Annotated in this window: 24 protein-coding genes and 1 pseudogene; 10 read left to right on the top strand and 15 right to left on the bottom strand. The window is 73.5% G+C overall.

Going from position 1 to position 25,656, the window contains the following annotated elements:
• Window positions 1-2: 2 nt before the first annotated feature.
• From IF55_RS12740 to IF55_RS12725, 4 genes are all read left to right on the top strand, one after another.
• Entirely contained in the window at window positions 3-761 is a 759-nt protein-coding gene (locus IF55_RS12740) for a PaaX family transcriptional regulator C-terminal domain-containing protein (RefSeq protein WP_030879941.1), read from the top strand.
• A gap of 184 nt (window positions 762-945) precedes the next feature.
• A complete protein-coding gene (locus IF55_RS12735; RefSeq protein WP_030879938.1) occupies window positions 946-1,644 on the top strand; it encodes a response regulator transcription factor in 699 nt (232 codons plus the stop codon).
• Window positions 1,644-3,239, top strand: a complete 1,596-nt coding sequence (locus IF55_RS12730; RefSeq protein ID WP_078644248.1) for a sensor histidine kinase — start codon at window positions 1,644-1,646, stop codon at window positions 3,237-3,239. The genes IF55_RS12735 and IF55_RS12730 overlap by 1 nt, the downstream gene beginning before the upstream one ends.
• Window positions 3,236-3,886 carry a hypothetical protein gene (locus IF55_RS12725; RefSeq protein WP_157854313.1) on the top strand — a complete coding sequence of 217 codons (651 nt, stop codon included), beginning with the start codon at window positions 3,236-3,238 and terminating at the stop codon, window positions 3,884-3,886. The genes IF55_RS12730 and IF55_RS12725 overlap by 4 nt, the downstream gene beginning before the upstream one ends.
• On the opposite strand, the gene IF55_RS12720 is transcribed toward IF55_RS12725, so the two are convergent.
• From IF55_RS12720 to IF55_RS12670, 11 genes are all read right to left on the bottom strand, one after another.
• Entirely contained in the window at window positions 3,837-4,766 is a 930-nt protein-coding gene (locus tag IF55_RS12720; protein WP_030879932.1) for a DUF6879 family protein, read from the bottom strand. The genes IF55_RS12725 and IF55_RS12720 overlap by 50 nt on opposite strands.
• Before the next feature lie 33 nt (window positions 4,767-4,799).
• Window positions 4,800-5,780, bottom strand: coding sequence for an SCO2521 family protein (locus IF55_RS12715; RefSeq protein WP_030879930.1), 981 nt, complete (start codon window positions 5,778-5,780; stop codon window positions 4,800-4,802).
• On the bottom strand, window positions 5,777-6,724 hold the full coding sequence (locus IF55_RS12710) for an SCO2522 family protein (RefSeq protein ID WP_245661185.1): 948 nt from the start codon (window positions 6,722-6,724) through the stop codon (window positions 5,777-5,779). The genes IF55_RS12715 and IF55_RS12710 overlap by 4 nt, the downstream gene beginning before the upstream one ends.
• A gap of 8 nt (window positions 6,725-6,732) precedes the next feature.
• On the bottom strand, window positions 6,733-7,650 hold the full coding sequence (locus IF55_RS12705) for an SCO2523 family variant P-loop protein (RefSeq protein WP_030879926.1): 918 nt from the start codon (window positions 7,648-7,650) through the stop codon (window positions 6,733-6,735).
• Window positions 7,651-7,653: 3 nt separating this feature from the next.
• Complete coding sequence (locus IF55_RS12700) at window positions 7,654-9,495, bottom strand: SCO2524 family protein (protein WP_030879925.1); 1,842 nt, start codon at window positions 9,493-9,495, stop codon at window positions 7,654-7,656.
• 40 nt (window positions 9,496-9,535) lie between these two features.
• Complete coding sequence (locus tag IF55_RS12695; RefSeq protein ID WP_048831911.1) at window positions 9,536-10,309, bottom strand: SCO2525 family SAM-dependent methyltransferase; 774 nt, start codon at window positions 10,307-10,309, stop codon at window positions 9,536-9,538.
• A 487-nt stretch (window positions 10,310-10,796) separates the two neighbouring features.
• A complete protein-coding gene (locus tag IF55_RS12690; protein ID WP_030879921.1) occupies window positions 10,797-11,288 on the bottom strand; it encodes a MarR family winged helix-turn-helix transcriptional regulator in 492 nt (163 codons plus the stop codon).
• A gap of 305 nt (window positions 11,289-11,593) precedes the next feature.
• On the bottom strand, window positions 11,594-13,318 hold the full coding sequence (locus IF55_RS12685; RefSeq protein WP_051776137.1) for an FUSC family protein: 1,725 nt from the start codon (window positions 13,316-13,318) through the stop codon (window positions 11,594-11,596).
• Between the two features lie 25 nt (window positions 13,319-13,343).
• Window positions 13,344-14,354, bottom strand: a complete 1,011-nt coding sequence (locus IF55_RS12680; RefSeq protein WP_030879918.1) for an acyl-CoA dehydrogenase family protein — start codon at window positions 14,352-14,354, stop codon at window positions 13,344-13,346.
• Window positions 14,351-15,523, bottom strand: coding sequence for an acyl-CoA dehydrogenase family protein (locus IF55_RS12675; RefSeq protein ID WP_030879916.1), 1,173 nt, complete (start codon window positions 15,521-15,523; stop codon window positions 14,351-14,353). The genes IF55_RS12680 and IF55_RS12675 overlap by 4 nt, the downstream gene beginning before the upstream one ends.
• Complete coding sequence (locus tag IF55_RS12670; RefSeq protein WP_030879913.1) at window positions 15,523-16,407, bottom strand: enoyl-CoA hydratase; 885 nt, start codon at window positions 16,405-16,407, stop codon at window positions 15,523-15,525. The genes IF55_RS12675 and IF55_RS12670 overlap by 1 nt, the downstream gene beginning before the upstream one ends.
• A gap of 46 nt (window positions 16,408-16,453) precedes the next feature.
• Between IF55_RS12670 and IF55_RS12665 the strand changes: the two genes are divergently transcribed.
• From IF55_RS12665 to IF55_RS12655, 3 genes are all read left to right on the top strand, one after another.
• Entirely contained in the window at window positions 16,454-17,257 is an 804-nt protein-coding gene (locus IF55_RS12665) for an SDR family oxidoreductase (protein ID WP_030879908.1), read from the top strand.
• A 117-nt stretch (window positions 17,258-17,374) separates the two neighbouring features.
• Complete coding sequence (locus IF55_RS12660; protein ID WP_078644287.1) at window positions 17,375-18,001, top strand: TetR/AcrR family transcriptional regulator; 627 nt, start codon at window positions 17,375-17,377, stop codon at window positions 17,999-18,001.
• 22 nt (window positions 18,002-18,023) lie between these two features.
• Window positions 18,024-19,181 carry an acetyl-CoA C-acetyltransferase gene (locus IF55_RS12655; protein WP_030879901.1) on the top strand — a complete coding sequence of 386 codons (1,158 nt, stop codon included), beginning with the start codon at window positions 18,024-18,026 and terminating at the stop codon, window positions 19,179-19,181.
• Window positions 19,182-19,215: 34 nt separating this feature from the next.
• Here the strand turns inward: IF55_RS12655 and IF55_RS12650 are convergent, their stop codons facing one another.
• The 4 genes from IF55_RS12650 to IF55_RS12635 are packed head-to-tail and all read right to left on the bottom strand — an operon-like array spanning window position 19,216 to window position 22,671.
• Window positions 19,216-20,280: an NAD(P)H-dependent flavin oxidoreductase gene (locus tag IF55_RS12650; protein WP_030879898.1), complete on the bottom strand. Its 1,065-nt coding sequence runs from the start codon at window positions 20,278-20,280 to the stop codon at window positions 19,216-19,218.
• The gene (locus IF55_RS12645) at window positions 20,277-21,053 is read right to left on the bottom strand and encodes a CoA-transferase subunit beta (protein ID WP_030879897.1); all 777 of its coding nucleotides are present in this window, start codon (window positions 21,051-21,053) and stop codon (window positions 20,277-20,279) included. The genes IF55_RS12650 and IF55_RS12645 overlap by 4 nt, the downstream gene beginning before the upstream one ends.
• On the bottom strand, window positions 21,050-21,898 hold the full coding sequence (locus tag IF55_RS12640; protein WP_030879895.1) for a CoA transferase subunit A: 849 nt from the start codon (window positions 21,896-21,898) through the stop codon (window positions 21,050-21,052). The genes IF55_RS12645 and IF55_RS12640 overlap by 4 nt, the downstream gene beginning before the upstream one ends.
• 29 nt (window positions 21,899-21,927) lie before the next feature.
• Complete coding sequence (locus tag IF55_RS12635) at window positions 21,928-22,671, bottom strand: enoyl-CoA hydratase family protein (RefSeq protein WP_030879894.1); 744 nt, start codon at window positions 22,669-22,671, stop codon at window positions 21,928-21,930.
• Between the two features lie 79 nt (window positions 22,672-22,750).
• Between IF55_RS12635 and IF55_RS12630 the strand changes: the two are divergent.
• The 3 genes and pseudogenes from IF55_RS12630 to IF55_RS12620 form a co-directional block, all read left to right on the top strand.
• Window positions 22,751-23,515 (top strand): annotated as a pseudogene (locus IF55_RS12630) (SDR family oxidoreductase); the annotation flags it as partial.
• 215 nt (window positions 23,516-23,730) lie between these two features.
• On the top strand, window positions 23,731-24,669 hold the full coding sequence (locus tag IF55_RS12625) for an SDR family oxidoreductase (RefSeq protein ID WP_030879890.1): 939 nt from the start codon (window positions 23,731-23,733) through the stop codon (window positions 24,667-24,669).
• A 97-nt stretch (window positions 24,670-24,766) separates the two neighbouring features.
• Window positions 24,767-25,171, top strand: a complete 405-nt coding sequence (locus IF55_RS12620; RefSeq protein WP_030879888.1) for a pyridoxamine 5'-phosphate oxidase family protein — start codon at window positions 24,767-24,769, stop codon at window positions 25,169-25,171.
• The last annotated feature ends 485 nt before the right edge of the window (window positions 25,172-25,656 follow it).

The raw sequence follows: 25,656 nt of genomic DNA, 5'->3' as shown, positions 1-25,656 counted from the left end.
CCATGGACGACATCGAACCGGACGGCGCCGAGCCGCGCGCCGCCCTCCGGCCGCTGACCGCCCGCTCGATCGTGCTCTCCACCCTGCTGGGCCACCACCCGCCGACCCTCCCGGCCCGCGCCCTGGTCCGCGTCGGCGAGCTGTTCGGCACCGCCGAGGGCACCGTCCGCACCGCCCTGACCCGCATGGTCGCCGCCGGGGACCTCGTACCGGAGGGCGGCGCGTACCGGCTCACCGACCGGCTGCTCGCCCGCCAGGCCCGGCAGGACGACAGCCGCGCGCCCCGCACCCGCCGCTGGGACGGCGGCTGGGAGATCGCCGTCGTCACCGCCGAGCGCCGCCCCGCCGCCGAGCGCACCGCGCTCCGCCAGGCCATGACCGCCCTGCGCCTCGCCGAACTCCGCGAGGGCACCTGGCTGCGCCCCGCCAACCTGGTTCGGGACCGGCCCGCCGTCGTCCTCGCCCAGTGCGCCCTGCTGACCGGCGGGCCCGAAACCGACCCCGCGGAGCTGGCCGCCGCCCTGTGGGACCTCGACGGCTGGGCGCGGGCCGCCCGCGACCTCCAGCGGGCGCTGGGGAACGCGCACGGCCTCGCGGAGCGCTTCACCGTCTCCGCCGCCATCCTGCGCCACCTCCTCGCCGACCCGGTGCTCCCCGCCGCACTGCTGCCGCCGCGCTGGCCGGGCGACGCGCTGCGCGCCGCGTACGACGCCTTCGAGGAGGAGTTCCGCCTGGTGCTGGCGCGGCACGCCGGGACGTGATCCGCTTCCTGCCGCTGCACGTCGGGGCGTGATCCGCTCCCCGCCGCGGCACGTCGGAGCGTGGTCCGCTCCCCGCGCCCCATACCGCCTCGAAGCGCCCCCGAATATGAGCGGTCGATGACAATTGAGCTGATCGACACCCCCTGATGCGGGAGCACGACCTGATCGGATCGATACTGATCGCATGTCACGCGTGCTGCTGATCGAGGACGACCGCGCCGTACGGGAAGGGGTCACCCTCGCCCTCCGCCGCCGCGGCCACGAAGTCGAGGCCGCGCCGACCGGCGACGCCGGGCTCGCCGCGCTGGAGACCTTCCGGCCCGACCTCGTCCTCCTCGACCTCATGCTCCCCGACCGCAGCGGCTTCGAGGTCTGCCGCCGCATCCGCGCCACCCAGCAGCTCCCGATCATCATGCTCACCGCGCGCGGCGACGACATAGACGTCGTCCTCGGCCTGGAGGCCGGCGCCGACGACTACATCGTCAAGCCCGCCCGCGGCGAGGTGCTCGAAGCGCGCATCCGCGCCGTGCTGCGCCGCGCCGCGCCCCCTGCCACCGAGGGCCCCGTCGCCACGCCCCCGGACGCCGAGATCCACGGCGACCTCGTCATCGACCGCGGCGGGCTGCTGGTCTCCAAGCACGGCGCGGACCTGCCGCTGGCCCCCTCGGAGCTGAAGCTGCTGCTGTACCTGTCGGCGGCGCCCGGCCGCGTCTTCAGCCGCCAGCAGCTCCTGGAACACGTCTGGGAGCACAGCTACTACGGAGACGCCCGGCTGGTGGACGCCTGTGTGATGCGGCTGCGGACCAAGGTCGAGGACTCCTCGCGCTCGCCGCGGTACGTCCAGACCGTACGCGGCTTCGGCTACCGCTTCGGGCCGGTGTGATGCCCCCGGAGCCCGACGGCCGGAAGGCCCCCGACCGGGCGGAACGGGCCTCCGACCGTGAAACCTCTGAGAACCGTGCACAGGGGGCCCCGGACGGTACGCCCGCCGGGTGCGGGAGCGCCGAGGACGGCCCGCCCGCCCGGCGCCGGTTCCATCCGCGCTCCCTCGTCCGCGGCCTGCGCGCCCGCCTCGTGGTCGCCTTCCTGCTCGTCGCGGCCCTCAGCGCGCTCACCACCGCGGCCCTCACCTTCCGCGAGGCCCGCAACGCGATCCTCAAACGCACCCAGGACACCGCCGTGCAGACCCTGCGCTCCCGGGTCAATGCGCAGCTCCCGGACGTCCCCTTCCCGCCCGACCAGACGGCGCTGGCCACCTTCACCCACGACCTCGACCAGGCGGGGGAGCCCCAGCGCTGGATCACCTACGCCCGCTACGAGAGCCAGCCCCCGGTACCCGGCGCCATCCCGGACGGCCAGGTCTCCCGCGAGCTCCAGGAGAAGGTGCGCAAGGGCGTGTCCGCCTTCCAGCGCATCGATGTCCGAGGCGAGCCGTGGCTCGTCATCGGCCTGCCCGTCACCTTCGGCGACAACGGTTCGGAGCGGTCCGGCCTGGAGGTCTACGCGCGGATGCCGCTGCGCGGCGAGGAGGCCAATGTGCAGGCGCTCGTCCTGGCCGCCCAGCGCGGCGCGCTGCCCGCCTTCGCGATCGCCATCGTCCCGGCGCTGCTCGCCGCGCGAGGGGTGCTGCGGCCCGTACGGGAGCTGCGGCGCGCCACCCAGAAGATCACCGAGGGGGAGCTGGACACCCGGCTCAAGGTGACCGGCGGCGATGAACTCGCCGAGCTCTCACGGACGTTCAACGGCATGGCCGCCGCCCTGGAGGAGAACATCGCCGAGCTGCGCCGGATGGAGGCCAACGCCCGCCGCTTCGCCGCCGACGTCTCGCACGAGCTGCGCACCCCGCTGGCCGCCATGACCGCCGTCACCGACGTCCTCGACGAGGACGCCGGCGACCTCGACCCGGACACGGGCCACGCGGTGCGCCTCATCACCGAGGAGACCGGCAAACTCGCTCGCATGGTCGAGGACTTGATGGAGGTCTCGCGGTTCGACGCGGGCGCCGCGGCGCTCCATCTCGACGAGGTGGACATCCGCGAGGCGGTGGGCAAGACGCTCCAGGCGCGCGCCTGGGAGGGCCGGGTGACGGCCGATCTGCCCGAGGGGGTACGGGCCAGGATCGATCCGCGCCGGATCGACGTCGTGGTCGCCAACCTCGTCGGGAACGCGCTGCGGCACGGCGGCCCGCCCGTACGGATCACGGCGCGCACCGAGCCCCGCGAGGACGGCGAGTGGCTGCTGATCGAGATCTCCGACGGGGGCGGCGGCATAGACCCCGAAGTCCTCCCGCACGTCTTCGACCGCTTCTACAAGGCGGACGCCGCACGGGCCCGCTCGGAGGGCAGCGGGCTCGGCCTCGCCATCACCATGGAGAACGTGCGGCTGCACGACGGTACGGTGCGGGCCGCCAACCGGCCCGGGGGCGGAGCGGTGTTCACCGTGGAACTGCCGCTGAGGCGGGGAGGGAGGCAGGCGTGAGGAGAGTGCGGTCCGGGGCGGCCGCGGCGCTGCTGCTCGTCCTGGTCGCGGGGTGCGGCATCGAGCCGACCGGGGTCATCGACGTGGGGCAGCCCGCCACCGGCGCGAAGCGGCCCAGCGCCTCGGCGCGGGAGGCGGTGCTCTACTTCCTCTCGCCCGTGGGCATGCGGCCGGTCCGCCGGCCCGCCTCCGGCGATGTGAGCGCGGACGAGGCGGTGCAACTGCTGATCGGCGGCCCCGATGACGGGGAGCGGCGACGCGGCATGCGGACCGCGGTGCCGAAGATGGGCGACGTCCACGTCACCACCGGCAAGGGCCGGGTCAGCGTGCAACTGCCCCTGAACGTGGGCGAACTCGGGGTGTTCGCCCGCAATCAGCTCGTGTGCACCGCGGCCGCGAACGACGTGCCGGGCGGCAAGCCGCCTTGGGAGGTCAAGGTCGACCTCAGCGGCGGTGGCGGGGCCGTCGAGAACCTCATGTGCGACGTGTACACCATCCTTCCCTCCTCGGACCGGCCCACGCCCTCGAAGAGCCCGCCGCCCGGCGCCGAGGGGGCGCATGGCGGGACGTCGGCCCGGTGGCCCGGCGACGAGCACCTCAATCGAGTTGACGTCCTGTCACCGACCCTGCCTCCCACAGGTCCTTGAAGCGCTGTACGCGCCGGGCGACCCGGACGTCCCGCAGCACCAGCCGGGTGTTGGCGATCACCGGCTCCAGCGCCTGCTCGGCGCTGACCTCGTAGCTGACGGCGTCGTCGAAGATGATGAAGTCGAACATCGTGTCGAGCTTGAGTCTCTGCGGCAGCGTCGACATCGACAGTACCCGCACCTCCACGCCCAGGTCCGCGTGGCTCACGCGCAGCTCCCGTACCGCCTCGTCGTCCACCAGGTCCGGGTGGTCGACGATGAACAGCCGGCGCACCCGCACGCCGCGCTTGATGGCCTCCCGCTGCGCCGCCAGATACCGCCGGCCCAGCTCGGTGGTCCAGAAGTTCACGTCCACCGAGGTGCTCGTGGCGTCGATGGAGACGGTGGTGCTCTGCGTGAGCGCGAGCAGCCAGTCGTGGTCCTCCCCGTCGTACACGGCCTCGCCGCCGTCGAGGTCCTCCATCAGCATGCCCACCCGGCTGATCTCCGACTGGGCGAACGTGGCGACGATGCCGGGGCCCTCCGCCTTGATCTTCGCGGCGTTGCTGACCAACTGGACGACCGAGTCGGTGTGCAGGGGAGAGTTCTCCACCAGGCTGAACAGCTTGGTGGCCTCGCTGATCTTGGAGTACCGCCGGTCGACGAGGGCGTTCATGTCCCTCGCGTGCCGCTCCAGCGACGACTCCACGCTGGTCAGCCGGCGGTCGAAGTCGGCCATGTACTGGATGATCAGGGTCGAGCCGCCGATGAAGATGGAGATGGTCAGCCGCCAGATCTCCGGCTGCCCGGTGGCGTTGGTGATGAGGTAGGCCGCGCCGCCGACGGCGAGCGTGATCGCGGCCTTCCACAGAAACGGCGGTATCGCGTGCTCGCGTTCCATGTCGTCCCCCCGGGGGTAGTGCCGTGGCGTCGGTTAGCTCGACGCCAGGGCGTCGCACAGCAACGGGATTGCTTGCAGCGTCAGTTGGTCCCGGATGCGCTGGACCAAGGTGTGCCACTGCCGGGTGAAGCCGGGCTCCCGTTCCAGGGCGTCCCACAACGGCGCCAGAAGTCGGTTCACGCGCGCCCTCGGCATCCACAGGTGCAGCAGATGGTCGACCGCGGGGCGCAGGGCCAGCACGGCCCCCGGGCCCTCGGCCGACCCCAGGCGGCTGCGCTCGACCATGGTCACCAGGGTCGTCAGCAGCCAGTCGTGCAGGGCCAGATCCTCACAGAAGGCGGCGGCCGCCGCCGGGTCGGGGCCGGGCAGCCGCAGCGACAGCGTCCGCAGCCGGTCGTCGGCCACCGTGAACCGCTCGATGACCGCGCCGCCGTCGCCGTCCCCCTCGGCGCTCCCCACGGCCGCCCACCGCAGCCGCGTGCGCCGCGACTTGAAGGGCGGCCGCCGGTCCAGCAGCGGATGCTCCAGCACATCGGTGAGCAGCCGCTCCGCGATGGCGCCGAGATCGACCGTCCCGGCGGCCGGGGGCTCCACGGAGAGGAAGCCGTCGCGCACATCGGCCACCGACGGCCTCCCCACGGGCACCACGACCCCCGGCCGTACCAGGTAGTGCCCCCACGGCAGCCGCTGCGCGCTGCCCACGTCGTCCGCCCGGAACAGCGCCGTGGCCTGGAGCACCCGCCCGCCCGTGAGCACGGCCCGCGCCGCCACCGTGCCGACGCCGCGCACCTGGCGGCCCGACGCCGTGGGCAGCGCGCAGTCCACGCCGGTGAGCAGGTCCGGCGAGACCGCGTACGGATTGGGGCGCTCGGAGACACGCACCCGTTCGTCCGGGCGCAGCCGCAGCAGCCGCGCGGACCCGTCGCGCGAGAGGGCGCCCGAGGTCTGCAGCAGACACGTCCGCACCTCGCCGCACGCGATGACCTGGGCCCTGGGCCCAGCCGCCGCGCTCATGGCTCGTCGACGAAGTGGTAGGAGGTCCGCCGCACGATCTCCGCGGGCACCTCGATGCCCTCGCGCGCGGAGCGCTCCGCGACCTGGCGCAGCACGGCCTCCTCCACCACCACCCGGCCGAGCACGATGTGCACGGCGTGCTCCACGGGCAGGAAGCGGGTGGGCAGGATGGAGTACGTGCGATAGGCCGCGAACGGCGCGGCGGCCGGGTTGAGCTGGAGCAGCGGCGGCAGCCGCTCCCACTCCTCGGGGAACTCCCCGCTCCACGGGCTCGGCCGCAGCACCGGCTCCCCGCGGTCCCGGAGCAGCCCCAGCCGCGTGAGCTGCCAGACCGCCGCGAGGAACGGACAGGACCAGGTGCGGTCCCCGCCCTGGTCGTCCCACAGCTCGATGTCCACGAAGATCGAGTGGCGGCGCGCGCCCACCTCCGACGGCGGCTGCCACGCGGCGAGGCCGCTCATGGCCTCCAGCGAACCGGTCGCCGGGGTGCGCTCGCCGTTGGCCAGCCAGCCCACCTGCCGTACGGACGGCCGCGAGCCGTCGCTGCCCGGCGGTGGGGACTCCACGAGCCGGGGTTCCACGGACCGGGCCGGCTCCACGCCCCGCGCCCGGGCGCACGCCGACTCCCGCGCCAGGTAGTCGATGACGAGCCCGGCCCGCCGCGCCTCGTCGAGCAGCGTCGGCAGCACCTCGGCGGGCGTCGAGAACGGGCTGAAGTAGTCGTCGACGAGAAAGCAACTGCTCACCCGCGGGCGGCCCTTGAAGGCCGTACCGGCGAGCGACGCGTGCAGGGCGTCGGCCCACGGCTTGACCCGCGCGAACTGCCGGCGCAGCCGCTCGGGGCCGGCCGCGAAGTCCTCCATGTACAGATGGCCCAGCTCCATGGAGACATGGGAGAGCGGCACCGCCTGCGTGCGGGGGTCCGCGGTCGCCTCGCGGAACACGGAATCCACTACCGCTCCCCCCAGGCGCCCTCGTCGTCGAGCTTGTCCGCCAGCTCCTCCAGCGCCTCGCGGGTCGCCCGGTTGGCCACCTTGCTCGCCAGCACGTCCTCGTCGGTGATGAGCTGCTCCCGCCACTGCAGCACGGGCTCCAGCGGCACCGTGCTCAACACCCGGCTGTAGCCCACCTGTTGGGCCGAAGCGAACTCCCTGAGGTCCTGGTCGCACTTGCGCAGCCACGCCGACTGGGGCGCCGGCACATGCGCCAGCAGCGGGGACTCCGGGTCCGGCACGGCGGCCCGTACGAACCGGATGGAGGACAGCAGCCGCTCCTTGTCGTGCCCGCGCGCCACCCCGCCGGCCACCACCCCGCGGTCGCCGAAGACCAGCCCGGAGGCGGCGACGATGTGCTGCCGGGTCCACCGGTGGAAGACCAGCCAGCGCGTCAGCAGCCCCCGCGCCTCGGGCCGGGAGGTCGCGTCGAGCGCCATGTCCACGGCGTAGGAGCGGCCCGCGCTCAGATCGACGAGGATCACGTCGAACTCCTCCTCCAGCCGCAGGAAGAGGCTGACGCAGCGGCGCACCGCGTCGCGGTTGGTCGCGAACTCGCCGCCGCTGCGGTCGCCCGGCACCAGCACCAACTGGCCCGAGCCCGTGGGCCGCTGACGCAGCGCCTCGTTCTCGGTGTCCGCCCACACGTCGATCCGGTGCGGCTCGGTGACCTTGCCCTGGAGGTAGGAGTGCAGCCCGCCGCTCTCCACGCCGCGCAGCGAGCCGGGCACGTCGAAGACGGCGGCGGCCGTGGGGGAGCCGAAATCGAAATCGAGATAGCAGACGTCGTCGCCGCGGAGCGAGCGCCGATAGGCGAGATTGGCGCTGGTGACCGAGCGGCCCGTGCCCCCTTTGTCGGAGGCGGCGAAGACGAGCATGTCTCACACCCCTCTCGACCCGGCGCGCCGGGCGACGACCAATTCGTCGAGCTGGCCGAGCACGTCCAGCGCCAGCGCGCACGCGGTGCCCGGCCGGCCGTCCACGAGCTGCCGGGCCCTGCGCAACTGGAGCTCCACGGTTTTGAGCCGGATCTCCCGCGAGGTGTCCTCCAGGGAGGTGGGTTCCATCATCTCGTTTCCGAAGAGATGGCCGGCCTCACTGAGCAGAGCGGTCGCCATGCTGTTCAATTCGGCGCTTCGGATGGGCGGTTGCCGGTACAGACCGGTGGCCGCGGTCATGCATTCGACTATGCGTTCGGTGATGGTCCAGGACAGCGGGGACGCGGTCGGCGGCGAATCCGGGCACACCGCGTGCACGTTGTCCCACAGCTTCGCGCCCGGGCCCGTGGGGATGCGCCGCTCCCAGAGATGGTCGAGGATCTGCTCCGCGAGCCGCAGCAGCCGGTCGTGCGAGCCGATGTTCCGGGAGAGGCTGCAGAGCTGGATCGTGCGCTTGAGCAACTGCGCCGGGAAGTCGGACATCGACCACTGCATGGCCGGCCCCAGGCTCTCGCTGCCCAGCAGCGGCAGCCTGATGCCCGGATTGTGCAGCTCCACCGCGGGGTCGTCGCGCGTCATCCGCCGCGTGATCTTGGCCCGCGAGGCCAGCTCCTCCATCACCGCCACGGTCCTGGTGAGGTCGTCGTCGGTGGCCCGGCGCCGGAACAGGTCCTGGACCAGGATGGCCGCCACCGAGAGGCTGAAGTAGTCCGACTCCATGTACTGGCCGCCCGTCCGCCAGGGGACGTCCTCCAGCGGCCAGCGGCCCTCGCCGAACCGGGCGATCTTCGACCAGTACTGCTGGGTGATCTCCCAGCGCAGCCGCAGCGCCTCCGCCAGCCGCTGCTGTTCCGTGTTGAGCAGGCCCAGCGTCAGCGTCCGGTCGGAGAACAGGTCCGCGATGCCGTCGAGCGCGACCACCGTGAAGTACAGATACGGCTCCGGCCGCGCGACGCCCTTGGGCTGGGCGCCGATGGACGCGGTCGTGTCGATCGGCGGCGCGTCCTGTACCACGCCCCAGGACCAGCCGCACTCGAACAGCAGGTTCTCGTTGCCGAGATCTCCGACCACGTTGATGCCGAGTTCCATGTATTCCCGGATGGCGGCCCGGATCGGTTTGAGTTCGCGCCGGAGCTGCTGCACCACGGACCGCCGGGAAAGGCCCTCCTGATTCACCCGGTCGCACAGCGAGACGCCCTGTTCGGATTCGGCGTCGAAGAGATTGACGGTGAAACACCGCAACAGGCTCACCATTGCCGCGGTGAGCCGCTTCCGGGTGGCCGCCTCCAGCGCGAGCGCCATTTCCTCGACGTCTTTGCGGCGCGGTTCGCGCGCGTACACCTTGAGAAAACCGAGGGTCGCCAGCGCCAGCGTGATCGACATGGAATAGGAATCCACTACGCCCAGCGCGCGCTGTTCCGGCGTCAATTCCTCGGCCGGGTCCTGTGGGGCGAAATAATATCCGCCGGCGAAGCTGGGAACGGATTCCTCGGTGGTGTGCGCCGCCATGAACTGGGTGACCGCGGCGATCATATTGCACGGAATATCCTCGCGGGTGCCGGCCCGTCGCAGGGCGCGCAGCGCGTCGTCCGTGGTCTCGTTCGGCGCGTCGAGCCGGAAGGCCGGAATCTCGGTGGCCGGATACAGCAGGCACAGCAGATGCTCGGCGTCGGCGACGCTGCTCGCGCCGCCCTGCTCGCCCCATTGCCAGCCGCCATCGGGAAATGAATGCCGCGCGATCGCCTGCCAGATCTCCAGCAGGTGCTGCCGTGGCTGGATGCGCATCCCCGTACCCCTTGGGTGAGAGCGTCGGTGTGCGGACCGGTCAGGCCGGGTCGCGCCGGCCGCAGGCCAGGATCATGCCGGTGTACCCCTCACGCACCGGGCCCTCGGGCAAGCCGAACCGTTCCAGCGCGTCGACCGTGGCGTGCGGCTCCAGGCTCGCCTCGACCTCGGCGCTGTCGACCTCGCAGGCGGGGAAGAGCTCCGTCCCGACCAGATAGCCGCCCGAGTTCTCCATGAACGCGGCGGCGAACGGCGCGCCGGGCGCCAGCGACCCGAGGAACGCGGCCACCGCGCCCTCGAACTCGCGGTGGGAGGTCGACAGCGATTCCGCGACGAAGAACATCGTCCCGATCCCCTGGTGCCGCAACCGGTGCGGCAGCCGGAACAGGTCGCCTTCCTCGACGGTCACGGAATCGGCGAACCGTGCCCGCGGGTCGGCGATGTCCTGATATTCCTCTTCTTTGCGCAGCACCTGCCAGAAAGGGTCCCAGCTCCGGCCGTAGTGGGGGACCTGGTCCCGCAGCCACGCCGCGTTCCGCGCCGAGCGCTCGTACAGGGTGATCTCGTCGCACCAGGGCAGGAGTGAGAGCGCGGGATAGAGATTGGCCCCCGCACCCACATCGATACCCGAAACCGGCCGCTCCGGATTCGTTCGGAAATGATCAGCGAAGTAGTCCCTTACGACATTGATGATCTCTTCGTCGTCCGGGCGCAGCACACTGTAGTTGTGCCGCGTGTATGACTGGGAGTCGAACGAGTCCCAAGGGGCGTCCCTGTTGAGACACAACGTGCCACCCTCTGACGTGAGATCCATGCAGCCGATGTTAGCGCCAAGTCGCCCTGTCAGGGCCGCGGAGTAGAGGAATTACGGACGGCGGACGACAGTGCCGGAGCGAAGCTGACAATGACCTTGGGAACGCCTGGCGGAAGGCGGCGTTCAATGATCGGGAAGTGACCGGCGGGCCCCGAGGAATCCTCCGAAGATGTTCACTCGATAGTGAATACGCGCACCGTTGACATATTGATAGGGCGTGCTACTCGCGGCGTTCCGGAGCGCGTACCGGCCATTTCGGCCGGATGGCCGCGGCCGGGGAGACGTACGCGCGTACGCCGAGGGCGGCCGGCCGAATACGGACGGGCGGCTCCGCCCGTGACCGGAAACGCGCGATCCGGCCCTGACACCGGCGCCCCGCATGCCCCAGCCCCTCCCGGCCGCAGCTCCGGCCCCTCCTGTCCTGGCCCCCGCTCCGGGCCCGGCTTCCGCCCCTGCCCCGGCCCTGGCCCCTGGTCCTGCCCCGGTCTCAGGGCTGGAGGCCGCCGAGGCGGCCTTCCAGCAGGACGAGGAGTTCGCCGAGGGTCCGGGCGAGTTCGGCCTGGCGCTCCGGGGCGACCCCGGCGAGCAGCGCCGACTCGTAGCCGAGCTGGTCCGGCAGGATGCGGTCGATGAGGGCGCGGCCGTCGTCGGTGAGCGAGAGGTGGGCGACGCGCCGGTCCCGTACGTCGGGGCGGCGGGTGACGAGGCCGCGCTGTTCGAGCACCCGCAGCCGCTTGGTCACCGCCGCCCCTGACGCGAAGGTCTCGCGCGCCAACTGGCCGGGCGTCAGCTCGCGGCCCGTGCGGCGCAGCGTGCCGAGGAGGTCGAACTCCGGGCGGGTGAGCCCCTCCCGTACCAGGGGGGCGTCGGTGGCCTGCTGCAACAGGGCCGCACAGCGGTTGAGCCGGCCGATCACGGCCATCGGGGAGGTGTCGATGCCGGGGTGGACCCGTTGCCACTCGCGCACCACGCGCGCCACGGTGTCATCCGCGTGACCGGCGGGGCCGGCGTGACCCGTCTGGCCGGCCGAGCCGGCGTGACCGGTCTGTTCGGCGGAGCCGGCGTGATCCGCGCGACCGGCACGCTCGGCGCGATCGGCGTTGTCGGCGCCCACGGTGTCCTTGGCGTCTTCTGCCACGATGGCGATCCTCTCCGCTCACAGTCCGTCCAATTCTGCCGCCTGCCGGACGGCCCGGCCGACACCGAGGGGCGAGCGGGCCCGTCCGGGGCGGCCGGGCCGCACGGGGCGCCCGGAGGCTGTCGGCGCGTCAGAAACGGAAGAGGTCAGGCCGCCATCACCGGCGCCGACAGCCGGCGTACGAGCGACGCCAGGGTGCGGTGGCCCTCCTGCTCGGCCAGGGCCACCCGCTCCTCCGGCAGGGCGCGCTGCCACCACTCGCCGGAGGCCACGTCCACGGCCTCGCGCAGTTCGATGAGGGAGGCCGCGAGCCGGTCGCGGGCCCAGCCCGCCTCGTGGTGGTCGTGCGGGACGGCGAGCAGCCGCACGGCCGACTCCCGGGCCGCGGCCACCCGGTGCAGGGCGGTCTCGATCCGGTCCGTGGCGCGCCGGTTGGTGACCAGCACGCAGGCCAGCAGGCCGACCGCGGCGCCGACGACCGTGTCGATCCAGCGGTCGGCGACCAGCCGGGACGCCGGGAGGTGGTGGGCGAACTCGGTGAGCAGCAGCGCCATCGGCGTCACGCAGACGCTGCCGAGCCAGTAGTTGCGGGAGATGAACGCCTCCGCGCAGATCTGGAAGACCAGCGCCAGCAGCACCATCGCGAGGTGCCCGGTGCGGATGAGCGGCAGCAGCGCGGTGAACAGGATCAGCCCGAGGAAGTTGCCGATGGTGCGCTGGAGCGCCCGGTTCCAGGTGAGGGTGGTGTTGGCCTGGAAGACCGCGGCGGCGGTGACCACCGCCCAGTACGGGTGGCCGACGCCCAGGGCCATCGATGCCCAGCCCGCCACGGCGCACCCCGCCGCGACCCGCGCCCCGATCGGCAGCAGCGGGGAGCCCGGCCGGAGCCGGCCGAGCACGGCGCGGAAGCCGCGCGGCCGGTCGGGGGAGGGGCGGCGCGGCCGGTGCCGGCCGCCGTCGGCGTCGACGCCGAGCAGTTCGGCGCGTTGTGCGGGCGTCAGCGCGACCAGCGGCAGCGGGCGGCCCTTGCGCAGGTCGCGGGCCCAGATCTCGAACCGGCCGGCCTCGTCGGGGCCGGGCGCCATGGCCAGCGTGGACTCGGCGCGGATCAGCAGCCGCTCCAGCCTCTCGTCGCGGTCCCGGACGAGGAAGAGGGCGTGCCAGGCCGCGTTGACGGCCGTGGCGGTGGCGTGCCGGGGGCCGGACCGGGGCTGCCCCGGTCCCGGTTGGGCCCGCAGCGCGCGGGCCGCGGCCTCCAGCGCGCGGGCGGTCATGATGCGTTCCGGTCCGCGCGGCCGGATCAGCGCCGGCGCCATGCACACCAGCCATGACAGGGCCCCGCAGGCGAGCACGATGCCCAGGTGGGCGGGGACGTCGCCGACGTGCTGCGGCACGAAGAAGGCGCTCGCCGAGACGAAGGTCACGATGATGTTGCCGGGCGGCCCGACGAGGGTGGCGTCGCAGACCGTCTTGTGCACGGCGGCGAGCAGCGAGGCGAGGAGCACCAGCAGCGGCGCCGAGGCGATCAGGGAGGAGCTGACCAGCGCGACGGCCACGCTCGCGACCATGCCGAGTACGACCCAGGCGAGGGTACGGGCGCGGGCCGCGTACGGCTGGGCGTGGCCGTAGAGCGCGCAGAGCGCCCCGGCGGAGGTGTAGAGGGCGTACTGGAGGTGGCCGGTGGCGAGCAGCGTCAGATTCGGGATCGCCATCGCGACGCCCGCGCTGAACGCGGATTTGTGCCAGATGTCCGCGGCGCGGTTCAGCCGTACCGCGCCGCGTACGGGCAGTGGGCGTACCCGGACGCCGCGGGCCGGGGTGGGCGGTGTGGGCTCCTTGGGTGTTCTCCGATGCTTCGCGTGCTTCGCCATGCATAAAACTTTAGCAGGTGTTTTACTAGTGAAATAAATCGAGCGCCCGCGCCCGGCACTCCGCGGGCGTCCCCCACGCCGAGCGCAGCGCCCGCGCCTTCCCGATCCACAGCGACAGATCCAGCTCGGCCGTGTAGCCGATCGCCCCGTGCGACTGGAGCGCGCTACGGGCCGCCGCGTACGCCGCCTCGCCCGCCGCGACCTTCGCCGCCGCGATCTCGGCCCCGGCGCCCGGCGACCCCGACGCCAGCGCCACCGCCGCCCCGAACACCAGCGGCCGGGCGAACTCCAGCCCCAGCAGGGTGTCCGCCAGCCGGTGCTTCACCGCCTGGAAGGAGCCGATCGCCACCCCGAACTGGGTCCGCTCCTTCACATACGCGACCGTCCGCTCCAGCAGCGCCAGCCCCGTGCCCAGCGCCTGAGCGGCGGTCGCGAAGGCCGCCCAGTCGGCGGCATGCTCGGCCGCGGCCCGTACCGCGGCCCCGCTCGCCACCGGCTCGCCCGCCGGCAGCGGACGCGCGAGCCGCCGGGCGGGATCGAGCGAGGGCTGCACGGGGCCGTACGTGGGGCAGCGGCGCAGCTCGTCGGCCGCCGTGACGGCGAAGACCGCGTCGGCGGCGTCGGCGTCCAGCGCGTACGGGCCGTGGCCCGGCAGCACGAGCGAGACCGCCGCCCGGCCGTCGGCCAGCCGGGGCAGCCACTCCTTCGCCGCGTCCGCCGCCTCGCCCGCCCGCGCCAGCCGGCCGAAGAGCGCCGCCGCCGCGACCGTCTCCACCAGCGGCCCCGGCACCGCGTGCCGCCCCACCTCCACGAAGGACACGGCGAGTTCGACGGGCAGCGGCCCCAGCCCGCCGTGGGCCTCCGGCACCGCCAGCGCGAACACCCCCGCCTCGGCCAGCCGGCCCAGCACCGCCCGGCCCGGCCCGTGCTCGCCGGCCGCCCACGCCCGTACCGCCGAGGGCGTGTCGGCGGCGGACAGCATCCGGTCCAGCGTGCGGCCGAACTCGCTCTGCTCGTCGTCCAGGAGGAACCTCACGACCGGCGTCCCTTCGGCAGGCCCAGCAACCGCTCGGCGATGATGTCGCGCTGGATCTCATTGGTGCCGGCGTATATGGGGCCGGCGAGCGAGAAGGTGTAGCCGTCCGCCCAGCCCCCGTGCGCGGGCGCGTCCTCCGCGCGGTCCGCCAGCTCGCCCAGCGGGCCCAGCAGGTCCAGCGCGCACTCGTGCAGCGCGATGTCCAGCTCGGACCAGAACACCTTGTTCAGGCTCGACTCGGCCCCGATGGCGCCCCCGGCGGCGAGCCGCGAGGCGTTGGCGTACGTGAAGAGCTGGTACGCGCGGGCGCCGATCGCGGCGTCCGCCACCCGGTCGCGCAGCGCCGGAACGCCCGTATCCGCGCTCTCCCGCCACAAAGTGACGAGGCGTTCGGCGGCGGCCGTGAACCGTCCCGGGCTGCGCAGCGTCAGCCCCCGCTCATTGCCCGCCGTGCTCATCGCGACGCGCCAGCCCTGGCCCGGCTCGCCGATGACGTCCTCGTCGGGGACGAAGACCCGCTCCAGCGACAGCTCGGCGAACGCGGGCTTGCCGTCGAGGCGGCCGATGGGCCGTACCGTGACGCCCTCCGCGTCCAGCGGGAACATCACGTAGGTCAGCCCGCGGTGCGGCCGGTCCGCGTCCGGGTGGCTGCGGAACAGGCCGAAGGCGAGGTCGGCGAAGGCGGCCCGCGACGACCAGGTCTTCAGCCCCCCGAGCAGCCAGCCGCCGGCCACCCGGGTCGCGGTGGACCGCAGCGACGCCAGGTCGGACCCCGCCTCCGGCTCGGACCACGCCTGCGCCCAGATCCGCTCGCCGCTCGCCATCGGGGGCAGCACCCGGGCGCGCTGCTCCGCGGTGCCGTGCTCGAAGAGGGTCGGGGCGAGGAGGTTGATGCCGTTCTGGCTGACGCGCCCGGGCGCGCCCGCCGCGAAGTACTCCTCCTCGAAGATCAGCCACTCCAGGACGGAGGCGGCCCGGCCCCCGTGCTCCTCCGGCCACGAGACCACCGACCACCGGTCCGCGTGCAGCGTGCGCTCCCACTCCCGGTGCGCCGCGAACCCCTCCCGCGTCTCCAGCGAGGGCAGCGGCGCGGCCGGCACGTGCGCGGCGAGCCACTGCCGGGCCTCCGCCCGGAACGCGTCCTCCTCGGGGCCGAAGTCGAGATCCATCAGGAGCCCGCCTTCTTCATCGCCCGTACGTCCATGCCGCCCAGCGGGTCGGCCGCGGTCTCCGCGTTGTGCGCGTGCGCCAGATGGTGCAGGCCGAACACGGAGTCCAGCCCCGTGTGCAGGCCCTGTAGGTCTTCGGCCTGATTGACCGCGCGCTTGGTGAGCGCCAGCCCCATGCGCGGCATGTCCGCGATACGGGCAGCCAACTCGTCTGTACGGGCGGCGAGTTCGGCCCGCGGCACGACGCGGTTGACCATCCCCACCTCGTACGCGCGCCGGGCGCTCATCCGCTCGCCGGTGAACAGGAACTCCTTCGCGATCCGCGGCGGCATGACCCACGGGTGCGCGAAGTACTCGACGCCGGGGATGCCCATCCGCACGACCGGGTCCGCGAAGAACGCGTCCTCGGCGGCGACGATGAGATCGCAGACCCACGCCAGCATCAACCCGCCCGCCACGCACGCCCCTTGGACGGAGGCGATCACCGGCTTCGGCAGCTCGCGCCACCGCCGGCACATGCCCAGATACACCTCGGACTCGCGCGCGAAACGGCTCTCCGCGCCGGCCTTGTCCGAGTGGTCCCACCACAGCCCGGCCTTCCGGTCGAAGGGGAGGTGGGCGTCGCGCTCGGGGGTGCCGATGTCGTGCCCGGCGCTGAAGTGGTCGCCGGACCCCGCGAGGACGACGACCCGCACCGCGTCGTCGTCGGCGGCGCGGTAGAAGGCGCGGTCCAGCGCGTACGTCATCGCGGAGTTCTGTGCGTTGCGGTAGGCGGGCCGGTTCATGGTGACGGTGGCGACCGGGCCGCTCACCGCGTAGCGCACCACCTCGTCGTCCGCGGTGCCGGGGGCTGTGCCATGGGGTTCGTCGTGGGCGGCGGTCATCGGCGACTCCTTCCCTAACAAGTGTTTGGTAGGTTAACGTACGGCCATGAGCAGCGTCGAGGAATCCCGCGCCCCCGTGCCGTACGTCCCCGGACACGGACTGCTCGCCGGCCGCGGCGCGGTCGTCACCGCCGCCGCCGGAGCCGGCATCGGCGGGGCCACCGCCCGCAAATTCCTCCAGGAAGGCGCCCGCGTCGTCCTCGGCGACCGCCACGCCCGCCGGCTCGCCGAGACCACGGCCGCGCTCGCCGACGAGTTCGGCGCCGACAACGTCGCCGCACTGCCCTGCGACGTCACCGACGAGACACAGATCGCGGCCCTCTTCGACCTCGCCGAAGAGCGCCACGGCCACCTCGACATCGTCGTCAACAACGCCGGGCTCGGCGGCACCGCCGACCTCGTCGAGATGACCGACGAGCAGTGGGACAAGGTCCTCGACACCACCTTGAACTCCACGTTCCGCTGCACCCGCGCCGCCCTGCGCCGCATGCGGGCCGCCGGCCGCGGCGGCGCCGTCGTCAACAACTCCTCCGTCGTCGGCTGGCGCGCCCAGCGCGGCCAGGCCCACTACGCCGCCGCCAAGGCCGGAGTCATGGCGCTCACCCGCTGCGCGGCCGTCGAGGCCGCCGAGTACGGCGTGCGCGTCAACGCGGTCGCCCCCAGCCTCGCCATGCACCCGCACCTCGTGAAGGTCACCACCCCCGAACTGCTCGCCGAACTCACCGAGCGGGAGGCGTTCGGCCGCTACGCCGAGCCCTGGGAGGTCGCCAACGTCATCGTCTTCCTGGCCAGCGGCTACTCCTCGTACATGACCGGCGAGTGCGTGCCCGTCAGCAGCCAGCATGCGTGAGGCGGCGACGCGTGGAGCGGCGAGGAGCGGGGCCGGGACGCGCGGGGCGGGGCCGGGCCGGGCGAGAAGGCGGGGGACGAGAATGGGGGAGTGCCGAACAGCAAGAAGAAACCCACCATGACCCCCTCGCCCGAGCGGCGCGGAGAACTGCTCGCGACCGCCGCCGAGGTCTTCGCCGCGCAGGGCTACAACGCCACCACCGTCCGCCGCATCGCGGACGAGGCGGGCATGCTCGCGGGCAGCCTCTACTACCACTTCGACTCCAAGGAGTCGATGCTGGACGAGATCCTCACCACCTTCCTCGACGAGCTCTGGGCCCGCTACGACGCCGTGCTCGCCGCCGGACTCGACCCCCGGCGGACCATCGAGGCCCTCGTCACCGAGTCCTTCCGCGAGATCGACCGGCACCGCGCCGCCGTCGCCATCTACCAGAAGGAGTCCCGCCACCTCGCCGCCCAGCCGCGCTTCGGCTACCTCACCGACTCGCAGCGCAAATTCGAGGAGGCGTGGCTCGGCACCCTGGAGCGCGGCGTCGCGGCCAAGGTCTTCCGCGCCGACCTCGACATCCGGCTGACCTACCGCTTCGTCCGCGACACCGTGTGGGTCGCCGCCTCCTGGTACCGGCCGGGCGGCGCCCACAGCCCCGAGGAGATCGCCCGCCAGTACCTGTCGATGGTGCTCGACGGCATCGCCGTACGCGAAGCGCCACCCACCCCGGCACCCCCGCCCGAGCACAGCCCCTGACCCCGTAGGGAGAGACCACGCCATGGCCGAGGCATACATCGTCGAAGCGGTCCGCACCCCCGTCGCCCGCCGCCGCGGCGGACTCGCCGCGGCCCACCCGGCCGACCTCGGCGCGCACGTCCTCAAGGCCCTCGTCCAGCGCTCCGGCATCGACCCCGCCGCCGTCGAGGACGTCGTCTTCGGCTGCCTCGACGCCGTCGGCCCGCAGGCCGGCGACATCGCCCGGACGAGCTGGCTGGCCGCCGGGCTCCCCGAGGAGGTGCCCGGCGTCACCGTCGACCGGCAGTGCGGCTCCTCCCAGCAGGCCCTCCACTTCGCGGCCCAGGCCGTGCTCTCCGGCACCCAGGACCTCGTCGTCGCAGGCGGCACCCAGAACATGTCGCAGATCCCCATCGCCTTCGCGAGCCGCCGCGCCGCCGAACCGCTCGGCCTCACCGACGGGCCCTACGCCGGCTCCGAGGGATGGCGGGCGCGCTACGGCGACCAGCCCGTCGACCAGTTCCACGGCGCCGAACTGATCGCCGCGAAGTGGGGCATCTCCCGCCGCGAGATGGAGGAGTTCGCGCTCCGCTCCCACCAGCGCGCCATCCGCGCCGCCGACGAGGGCCGCTTCGCCCGCGAGAGCGTCGCGTACGGGGAGGTGACCGCCGACGAGGGCCCGCGCCGCGACACCTCGCTGGAGAAGATGGCGGCGCTCGCCCCGGTCGTCGAGGGCGGCACCCTGACCGCCGCCGTCTCCTCGCAGGTCTCCGACGCCGCCGCCGCCCTGCTCCTCGCCTCCGAACAGGCCGTACGCGACCACGGCCTGACCCCGCGCGCCCGCGTCCACCACCTCTCCGTACGCGGCGAGGACCCCATCCGCATGCTGTCCGCGCCCATACCGGCCACCGCGCACGCGCTGAAGAAGACCGGCATGACGATGGACGACATCGACCTCGTCGAGATCAACGAGGCGTTCGCCCCCGTCGTCCTGGCCTGGCTGCGCGAGACCGGCGCGGACCCGGAGAAGGTCAACGTCAACGGCGGCGCCATCGCCCTAGGCCACCCCCTCGGCGCCACCGGCGCCCGCCTCATGACCACGCTCCTGCACGAACTGGAACGCACCGGGGGCCGCTACGGCCTCCAGACGATGTGCGAGGGCGGCGGCCAGGCGAACGTCACGATCATCGAAAGGCTCTGACGGGTGCTTCCGTGAACCGCCCTCGACGGGCGGTTCACTCGGGGGACGGCAGCCCCGCCAGCGTCGCGTATGCCTCCGCCATCACCCGGTCCACCAGTTCCGCGCAACTCGGGAGGTCCTCGATGAGGCCCGCTACCTGGCCCGCGGCCATGACGCCGAGGTCGGTGCGGCCCTCCACCATCGCGGCGCGCAGCAGCATCGGGGTGTTGGCGGCGAGCAGCACCTGGCTCCAGGTCAGCTCCTTGCCGTGCTTCATCGCGAGGCCGTCGCGCACCATCGCCGGCCAGCTCAGCCCCGAGAGGCGGCGGAAGGACGCGGCGTGCCGCAGGGCCCGTACGAGGGAGGCGGCGCGGCCCGCGCGCTCCAGCCCCGCCACCAGGTCCGTGCGCAGCATCCGGTGGGGGAGGCCATCGACCTTGGTGGTGACCGTGATGTCCTTGACGGCGGCCGCCAGGTACTTCGCCTTCACCGCGTCCGGCACCGTGCTCTCGGCGGTGAGGAGGAAGCGGGTGCCCATGGCGATGCCGGCCGCGCCGTGCGCGAGGGCCGCCACGAGGCCGCGCCCGTCGCGGAAGCCGCCCGCCGCGACGACGGGGATGCCGACCGCGTCGACCACCTGCGGGAGCAGGACCGTCGTGGCGACCTCACCGGTGTGGCCGCCGCCCTCGCCGCCCTGGACGATGACCGCGTCCGCGCCCCAGGCGGCCACCTTCTCGGCGTGCCGGCGCGCCCCGATGGAGGGGACGACCACGACGCCCGCGTCCTTGAGCCGGGCGATCAGCTCGCGGGAGGGCGCGAGCGCGAAGGACGCGACCCGCACCCCCTCCTCGATGATCACCCCGGCCCGCTCCGCCGCGTCGCCCGCGTCCGCCCGCAGGTTGACGCCGAACGGCGCGTCCGTACGGGACCTCACCTCCCGTATCGCGGACCTCAGTTGAGGCACCGTCATGGTCGCCGAGGCGAGGATGCCGAGCGCCCCGGCGTTCGCGGACGCGGAGACCAGCCGGGGCCCCGCGACCCAGCCCATGCCCGTCTGCACCAACGGGTGGCGCACACCGGTCAGTTCGGTGAGCGGGGTCACGAGCCGCCGGTCGCTCACGGGCGCACCTCCCGCTCCCGCAGCCCGCGCGGGTCGATGACCTCCCTGATCAGCCGCAGCTCCTCGGCGCTCGGCTCGCGCGTGCGCGGCACGTCGGCCGGCACGTCGAGCGGGAACCCCGTGGCCTCGCGCAGCCGCTCCGGACTGACGCCGGGATGCAGGGACCGCACCCGCATGCGGTGGTCGGTCGTCTCGAAGTCGAGGACGGCGAGATCCGTGACGACCCGCGGGATGCGGTGGAAGCGCGTCGCCGACGGGCCGGCCGCCGCCGCCCGCTCGTAGCCGACGCCGCAGACCATGTCGGCCTTCTCCACCAGCACCCGCGTCGAGTGCTTGGGCACCCAGTAACTCGTCGGGTTGTTCAGGGTGTTGGCGGGCGCGCCGCGCACCCCCAGGAGCTGCCGGTCGGGCCGCCGCCAGTCGCCGATGCAGGAGATGTTCTGGTTGCCGTACCGGTCGAGCTGGCTCGCGCCCATCATCACATGGCGCTTGCCGCCGGTGACCATCGCCAGATGCCGCCGGTAGGGCAGCCACCCCTCCACGACCCGCGCCGCCTCGCCGAGCCCCGGCACGTCGCCGATCAGCAGCGCCTCGCCGTCCGTGAGCAGCAGCTCGGGCGCGAACGTCAGCTTGGCGAGCCGCGCCCCGATGGTCGGCACGGTCCCCATCGGGCTGGCCAGGATCTCGCCGTCGCCCCGCCATGCCTCCGCGCAGGCGATCACGCAGTACTCGGCGCGCGTCGCCGCCGCCCCCGGTGCGGTCCCCTCGCTCATGCGCCCTCCTTCGCGAAGGCCGCGACCGCGGCCTGATAGGCGTCCTCGTCCCCGTCGAGGAAGCGCTCGGTGAACTCCCGCCAGGCGGCGGGATCGGCGGCGGCCTTGGCGTACGCGGCCTGGAACGGCTCGTCGCGGCCGTAGTCCGGGACGCAGGACGTGAAGTGCGCCCCGTTCGGCGCCTCGACGACGCCCGTCACCTCCTGACGCCCCACCAGCAGCGTCTGCGGGCCGCCCGCTTCGGCGAACTCGGCGGTCTCGACGACGCGCTCGCACGAGACGTACGCGTCCGTCGCCGCCTCGCAGAACAAGTCGTCGAAGTACGGGTCCGGGCCCAGGTACTGGGCGTTGCCGTACGCGTCCGCCCGGTTGAGGTGGACGAGCGCCGCGTCGAGCCGCAGCGCGGGCGCGGCGACGAACTCCTCGCCGTCCTCGTAGGGCGAAGTGACCGTGCGCAGCGACGGGTTGACCGTCATCACGTCGGAGCCGAGCCCGGATCGTACGGGCAGGAACGGCAGCCGGTGCGCGGCGGCCGTCAGCCCCCACATGAACATCGCCTCGTCCAGCTCCATCAGCTCGAAGCCGCCGCTCTGGCGCGCGGCGCGGAAGTGCGGTTCGAGGGGGATGGAGTCGAGCGTCACGAACGCCGCGACCAGCTTGCGGACGCGCCCGGCCGCCGCCAGCAGTCCCACGTCCGGGCCGCCGTACGAGACCACGGTCAGATCGGTCACGTCCGAGCGCAGCAGCGCCCGCACGAGGGCCATCGGCTTGCGCCGCGACCCCCAGCCGCCGATGCCGATCGTCATGCCGCTCTCGATGCGGCCGGCGACCTGATCGGCCGTCATGAGCTTCTGGTTCCTGGCACGGGCCACGGCTACTCCTCGCTGCCGAAGGTGGAACGGACGCGGTCGGCCGTGCCGTTGAGGTTGGCCTCGAAGGTGAAGCCCTGCTCGAAGCGGTAGCTGCGCCGTACGTCCACGGGGTCGATGCCGTTGATGGCGGCCTTGGCGAGCCGGATCAGCGTGCCGTCCTTGGCGGCGATCTCGCGGGCCAACGCCAGGGCCGCGTCCGGGAGTTCCGCTCTGCTGACGACCTGCCAGACGGAGCCGTGGCGGTGCAGCTCCTGGGCGGTGGCGGTCCGCGAGGTGTAGTACAGGGCGCGCATCAGGTGCTGCGGGACCAGCCGGGCGAGGTGGGTGGCCGCGCCGAGCGCCCCCCGGTCCAGCTCCGGGAGGCCGAAGACCGCGTCTTCGCTCGCCACGATGGCGTCGGCGTTGCCGACGAGCCCGATGCCGCCGCCGAGGCAGTGCCCGTGCACGGCCGCGACCACCGGCACCTCGCAGTCGTAGACCGCGGCGAACGCCTCGTAGCAGCCCCGGTTGGCGCCGATGAGCGCGTCGTGGCCGGCCGAGCGCTGGATCTCCTTGATGTCGACGCCCGCGTTGAAGCCGCGCCCGGCGGCGGTCAGCACGACGCAGCGGGCGCCGGGGTCGGCGCCCGCCGCCCGTACGGCCTCGGCCAGTTCATGCCAGCCGCGTACGGGGAGGGCGTTGACCGGTGGGAAGTCCACCGTGACGACGCGGACGCCGTCGTGCGGTGCGGAGGTGGAGACACCCATGACAGGATCAGCTACCTTTCCACCAAACGTTTGTTAGGTGTGAAGGTAGCAGCGGATCGCCCGTTGCGGGAGGTGCCACGTGACGGTCACCATCGATCTGTCCGGCCGCGTCGCCGTCGTCACCGGCGGCACCCGCGGCGTCGGCGCCGGCATCAGCCGCGCCCTGCTGGCCGCCGGCGCCGAGGTCGTCGCCTGCGCCCGCCGCCCGCCCGACCGGCCCGTCGAGGCCGCCGGCCGGACCGCCCGCTTCCACGCCGTGGACCTGCGCGACCCGGAGGCCGTCGGCCGGCTCTTCGAACGGGTCGAGGGCGCGTACGGGCGACTCGACGCCCTCGTCAACAACGCCGGCGGCAGCCCCTACCGGCTGCTCGCCGACAGCGACCCGCGGCGCGCCGCGCGCACCGTCGAACTCAACCTCATCGCCCCGATGACGGCCTCGCTCGCCGCGCACCGGGCACTGGCCGCCGCCGGCGGCTCCATCACCATGATCGGCAGCGTCAGCGGCACCAGGCCCTCGCCGGGCACGGCCGCGTACGGCGCCGCCAAGGCGGGCCTGGAGAACCTGGCCCGCACCATGGCCGTCGAATGGGCCCCGCGCGTCCGCGTCAACACCCTGATCCTCGGCATGGTCCGCACCGAACTCTCGCACCTCCACTACGGCGACGAGCGGGGCATCGCGGCCGTCGGCCGCACCGTGCCGCTCGGCAGACTCGCCGAACCCGCCGAGATCGGCGACGCCTGCGTCTTCCTCGCCTCCGACCTCGCCGCGTACGTCACCGGCGCGAGCCTGCTGGTGCACGGGGGAGGGGAGCGCCCGGCGTTCCTGGACGCCGCCACGGCCAACCGCGCCGCGGACGGCCACGGCGCGGTCGACCCTGCCGAGGACGGCTCGGACGCCCGTACCGCTGAGGGGCTGGACGCCCGTACCGCTGACGGCACTGACGCGCGTACCGCCGACGGCCCGTCCGTACGCGCCGGGGGCCGGGCAGCCGGACGTACCGCCGGACACGACGCCGGCGACCGCACCTCTGGAACCACCGACGAGCAAGGAGAGATGACATGAGCGGAATCTGTGCCGGACGCGTCGCCGTCGTCACCGGCGCGGGCCGCGGGCTCGGCCGCGCCCACGCGCTCGCCCTCGCCGCCGAAGGAGCCAAGGTGGTGGTCAACGACCTCGGCGTGGGCCTCGACGGCGGCGGCGACCCGGGGGACGGCACCGCCGACAGCACCACCGACGGGCCCGCCCAGCGCGTCGTGGACGAGATCCGCGCGGCGGGCGGCGAGGCCGTCGCGCACGGCGGCGACATCGCCACCGCCGAGGGCGCCCAGTCCCTGATCGCCACCGCGCTCGACGCGTACGGGCGGCTCGACGCCCTGGTCAACAACGCGGGCTTCCTGCGCGACCGGATGCTCGTCAACCTCGGCGAGGACGACTGGGACGCCGTCGTACGAGTCCATCTGCGGGGCCACTTCCTGCCCCTCAAGCACGCGGCGGCGCACTGGCGCGCCGAGTCGAGGGCGGGTCGCGCCCCCGAGGCGCGCGTCGTCAACACCAGTTCCGGGGCGGGGCTGCTGGGCAGCGTGGGGCAGGGCAACTACTCGGCCGCCAAGGCCGGAATCCTGGGGCTGACGCTTGTCGCCGCCGCCGAGATGGCCCGCTACGGGGTGCTCGTCAACGCCATCGCCCCTGCCGCCCGTACCCGGATGACGGAGCGGACCTTCGCCGAGACGATGGCCGCGCCCGGCGGCGACGCGTTCGACGCCATGGCCCCGGACAATGTCTCCCCGCTCGTCGTCTGGCTCGCCTCCGCCGCCAGCGCCGGGGTGACCGGCCGCGTCTTCGAGGCCGAGGCCGGGCGCATCACCGTGATGGAGGGCTGGCGCCCCGGCCCCACCGTCGACAAGGGCGCCCGCTGGACCCCGGCCGAGGCGGGGGAGGCGGCCCGGGAACTCCTGGCCCGCGCGGAGCCCCCGCAGGCCGTGTACGGGGCGGGGTGAGCGGGTGAACCGGCCCGGGCTGGGCACGGGGGAGTAGGACCATCGTCCGAGACGGCCGTCCGATGCGTCGGGCGCGCGGGCCGGGTGCAATGGGCGGATGAGTGATCTTGTGACCCCGCTCGGGCCCGCCGTCCGCGCCCGCCTGGCGCGGGAGAAGAACGTCTGGCTGTGCACGGTACGGCCCGACGGCTCCGCCCACGTCACCCCGGTCTGGTTCGTCTTCGAACGCGCCAGGTGGTGGATCGGCACGGACACCGGCTCGGTGAAGATCGCCAACATCGAGGCCGACCCCCGCGTCTCCCTCGCACTGGAGGACGGCCGCTCCCCAGTCGTCGCCGAAGGCGACGCCACGCTCCACCGCGCCGAGTTCCCCGCCGACATCGTGTCCGCCTTCGCGGCCAAATACGCCTGGGACGTCACCACCCCCGAAAAGCCCACCACCGGCCGCGTCCTCCTGGAGATCCCAGTACGCCGATGGCTGCTGACCGGCACAGCCCAATAACGCGGGGCGCCTGACGCTCCGCGGTGGGTTGGGCCCCGGATCGGGCTGCGCCGCGCGTTGGGTTGCGTCCTGCGTTGGGCTGGGCCCTGTGCCGGGCTGTGCCGCGGGTTGGGGCGGGCTCCGCCTTGGATTACGCCCCGTGTCGGGTCGAGCCCTGTGTCAGGTCGGGCCCGTGTCGGGCTGCGCCCCGCGTCGGGGCGGGCTCCGCGTTGGGCTGCGCCCCGCGTCGGGCTACGTCCCGTGTCGGTCGGGCATCGTGTCGGGCTGCGCCCCGCATTGAGCTGCGCCCCGCATTGGGACGGACTCCGTGTTGGGCGGGGCCCCGTATCGGGGCTGCGTCGGGTCGGGCCCCGCGTTGGGCTGCGCTCCCTGCGTTGGGCTGGGCCCGGGTCGGGGTGGGCTCCGCCTCGGGCCGCGTCGGGGCGGCCCTTGGCCTCGCGCCTGGTGAAGGGGCGTGCCTCCGCAGGCTTGGACGGATCGGCGGC

This window comes from Streptomyces varsoviensis (assembly GCF_000718635.1).
Taxonomy (GTDB): domain Bacteria; phylum Actinomycetota; class Actinomycetes; order Streptomycetales; family Streptomycetaceae; genus Streptomyces; species Streptomyces varsoviensis.
This window is presented reverse-complemented; position numbering and strand designations above follow the sequence as displayed.

Excerpts from the sequence above, each read along its gene's own strand:
- IF55_RS12625 (WP_030879890.1), top strand. The coding sequence starts at position 23,731 with ATGAGCGGAATCTGTGCCGGACGCGTCGCCGTCGTCACCGGCGCGGGC.
- IF55_RS12740 (WP_030879941.1), top strand. The coding sequence starts at position 3 with ATGGACGACATCGAACCGGACGGCGCCGAGCCGCGCGCCGCCCTCCGG.
- IF55_RS12620 (WP_030879888.1), top strand. The coding sequence starts at position 24,767 with ATGAGTGATCTTGTGACCCCGCTCGGGCCCGCCGTCCGCGCCCGCCTG.
- IF55_RS12700 (WP_030879925.1), bottom strand. The coding sequence starts at position 9,495 with ATGCGCATCCAGCCACGGCAGCACCTGCTGGAGATCTGGCAGGCGATC.
- IF55_RS12715 (WP_030879930.1), bottom strand. The coding sequence starts at position 5,780 with ATGAGCGCGGCGGCTGGGCCCAGGGCCCAGGTCATCGCGTGCGGCGAG.
- IF55_RS12735 (WP_030879938.1), top strand. The coding sequence starts at position 946 with ATGTCACGCGTGCTGCTGATCGAGGACGACCGCGCCGTACGGGAAGGG.
- IF55_RS12640 (WP_030879895.1), bottom strand. The coding sequence starts at position 21,898 with ATGACGGCCGATCAGGTCGCCGGCCGCATCGAGAGCGGCATGACGATC.
- IF55_RS12705 (WP_030879926.1), bottom strand. The coding sequence starts at position 7,650 with ATGCTCGTCTTCGCCGCCTCCGACAAAGGGGGCACGGGCCGCTCGGTC.
- IF55_RS12665 (WP_030879908.1), top strand. The coding sequence starts at position 16,454 with ATGAGCAGCGTCGAGGAATCCCGCGCCCCCGTGCCGTACGTCCCCGGA.
- IF55_RS12645 (WP_030879897.1), bottom strand. The coding sequence starts at position 21,053 with ATGAGCGAGGGGACCGCACCGGGGGCGGCGGCGACGCGCGCCGAGTAC.
- IF55_RS12730 (WP_078644248.1), top strand. The coding sequence starts at position 1,644 with ATGCCCCCGGAGCCCGACGGCCGGAAGGCCCCCGACCGGGCGGAACGG.
- IF55_RS12670 (WP_030879913.1), bottom strand. The coding sequence starts at position 16,407 with ATGACCGCCGCCCACGACGAACCCCATGGCACAGCCCCCGGCACCGCG.
- IF55_RS12635 (WP_030879894.1), bottom strand. The coding sequence starts at position 22,671 with ATGGGTGTCTCCACCTCCGCACCGCACGACGGCGTCCGCGTCGTCACG.
- IF55_RS12720 (WP_030879932.1), bottom strand. The coding sequence starts at position 4,766 with ATGGAACGCGAGCACGCGATACCGCCGTTTCTGTGGAAGGCCGCGATC.
- IF55_RS12695 (WP_048831911.1), bottom strand. The coding sequence starts at position 10,309 with ATGGATCTCACGTCAGAGGGTGGCACGTTGTGTCTCAACAGGGACGCC.
- IF55_RS12685 (WP_051776137.1), bottom strand. The coding sequence starts at position 13,318 with ATGGCGAAGCACGCGAAGCATCGGAGAACACCCAAGGAGCCCACACCG.
- IF55_RS12655 (WP_030879901.1), top strand. The coding sequence starts at position 18,024 with ATGGCCGAGGCATACATCGTCGAAGCGGTCCGCACCCCCGTCGCCCGC.
- IF55_RS12675 (WP_030879916.1), bottom strand. The coding sequence starts at position 15,523 with ATGGATCTCGACTTCGGCCCCGAGGAGGACGCGTTCCGGGCGGAGGCC.
- IF55_RS12660 (WP_078644287.1), top strand. The coding sequence starts at position 17,375 with ATGACCCCCTCGCCCGAGCGGCGCGGAGAACTGCTCGCGACCGCCGCC.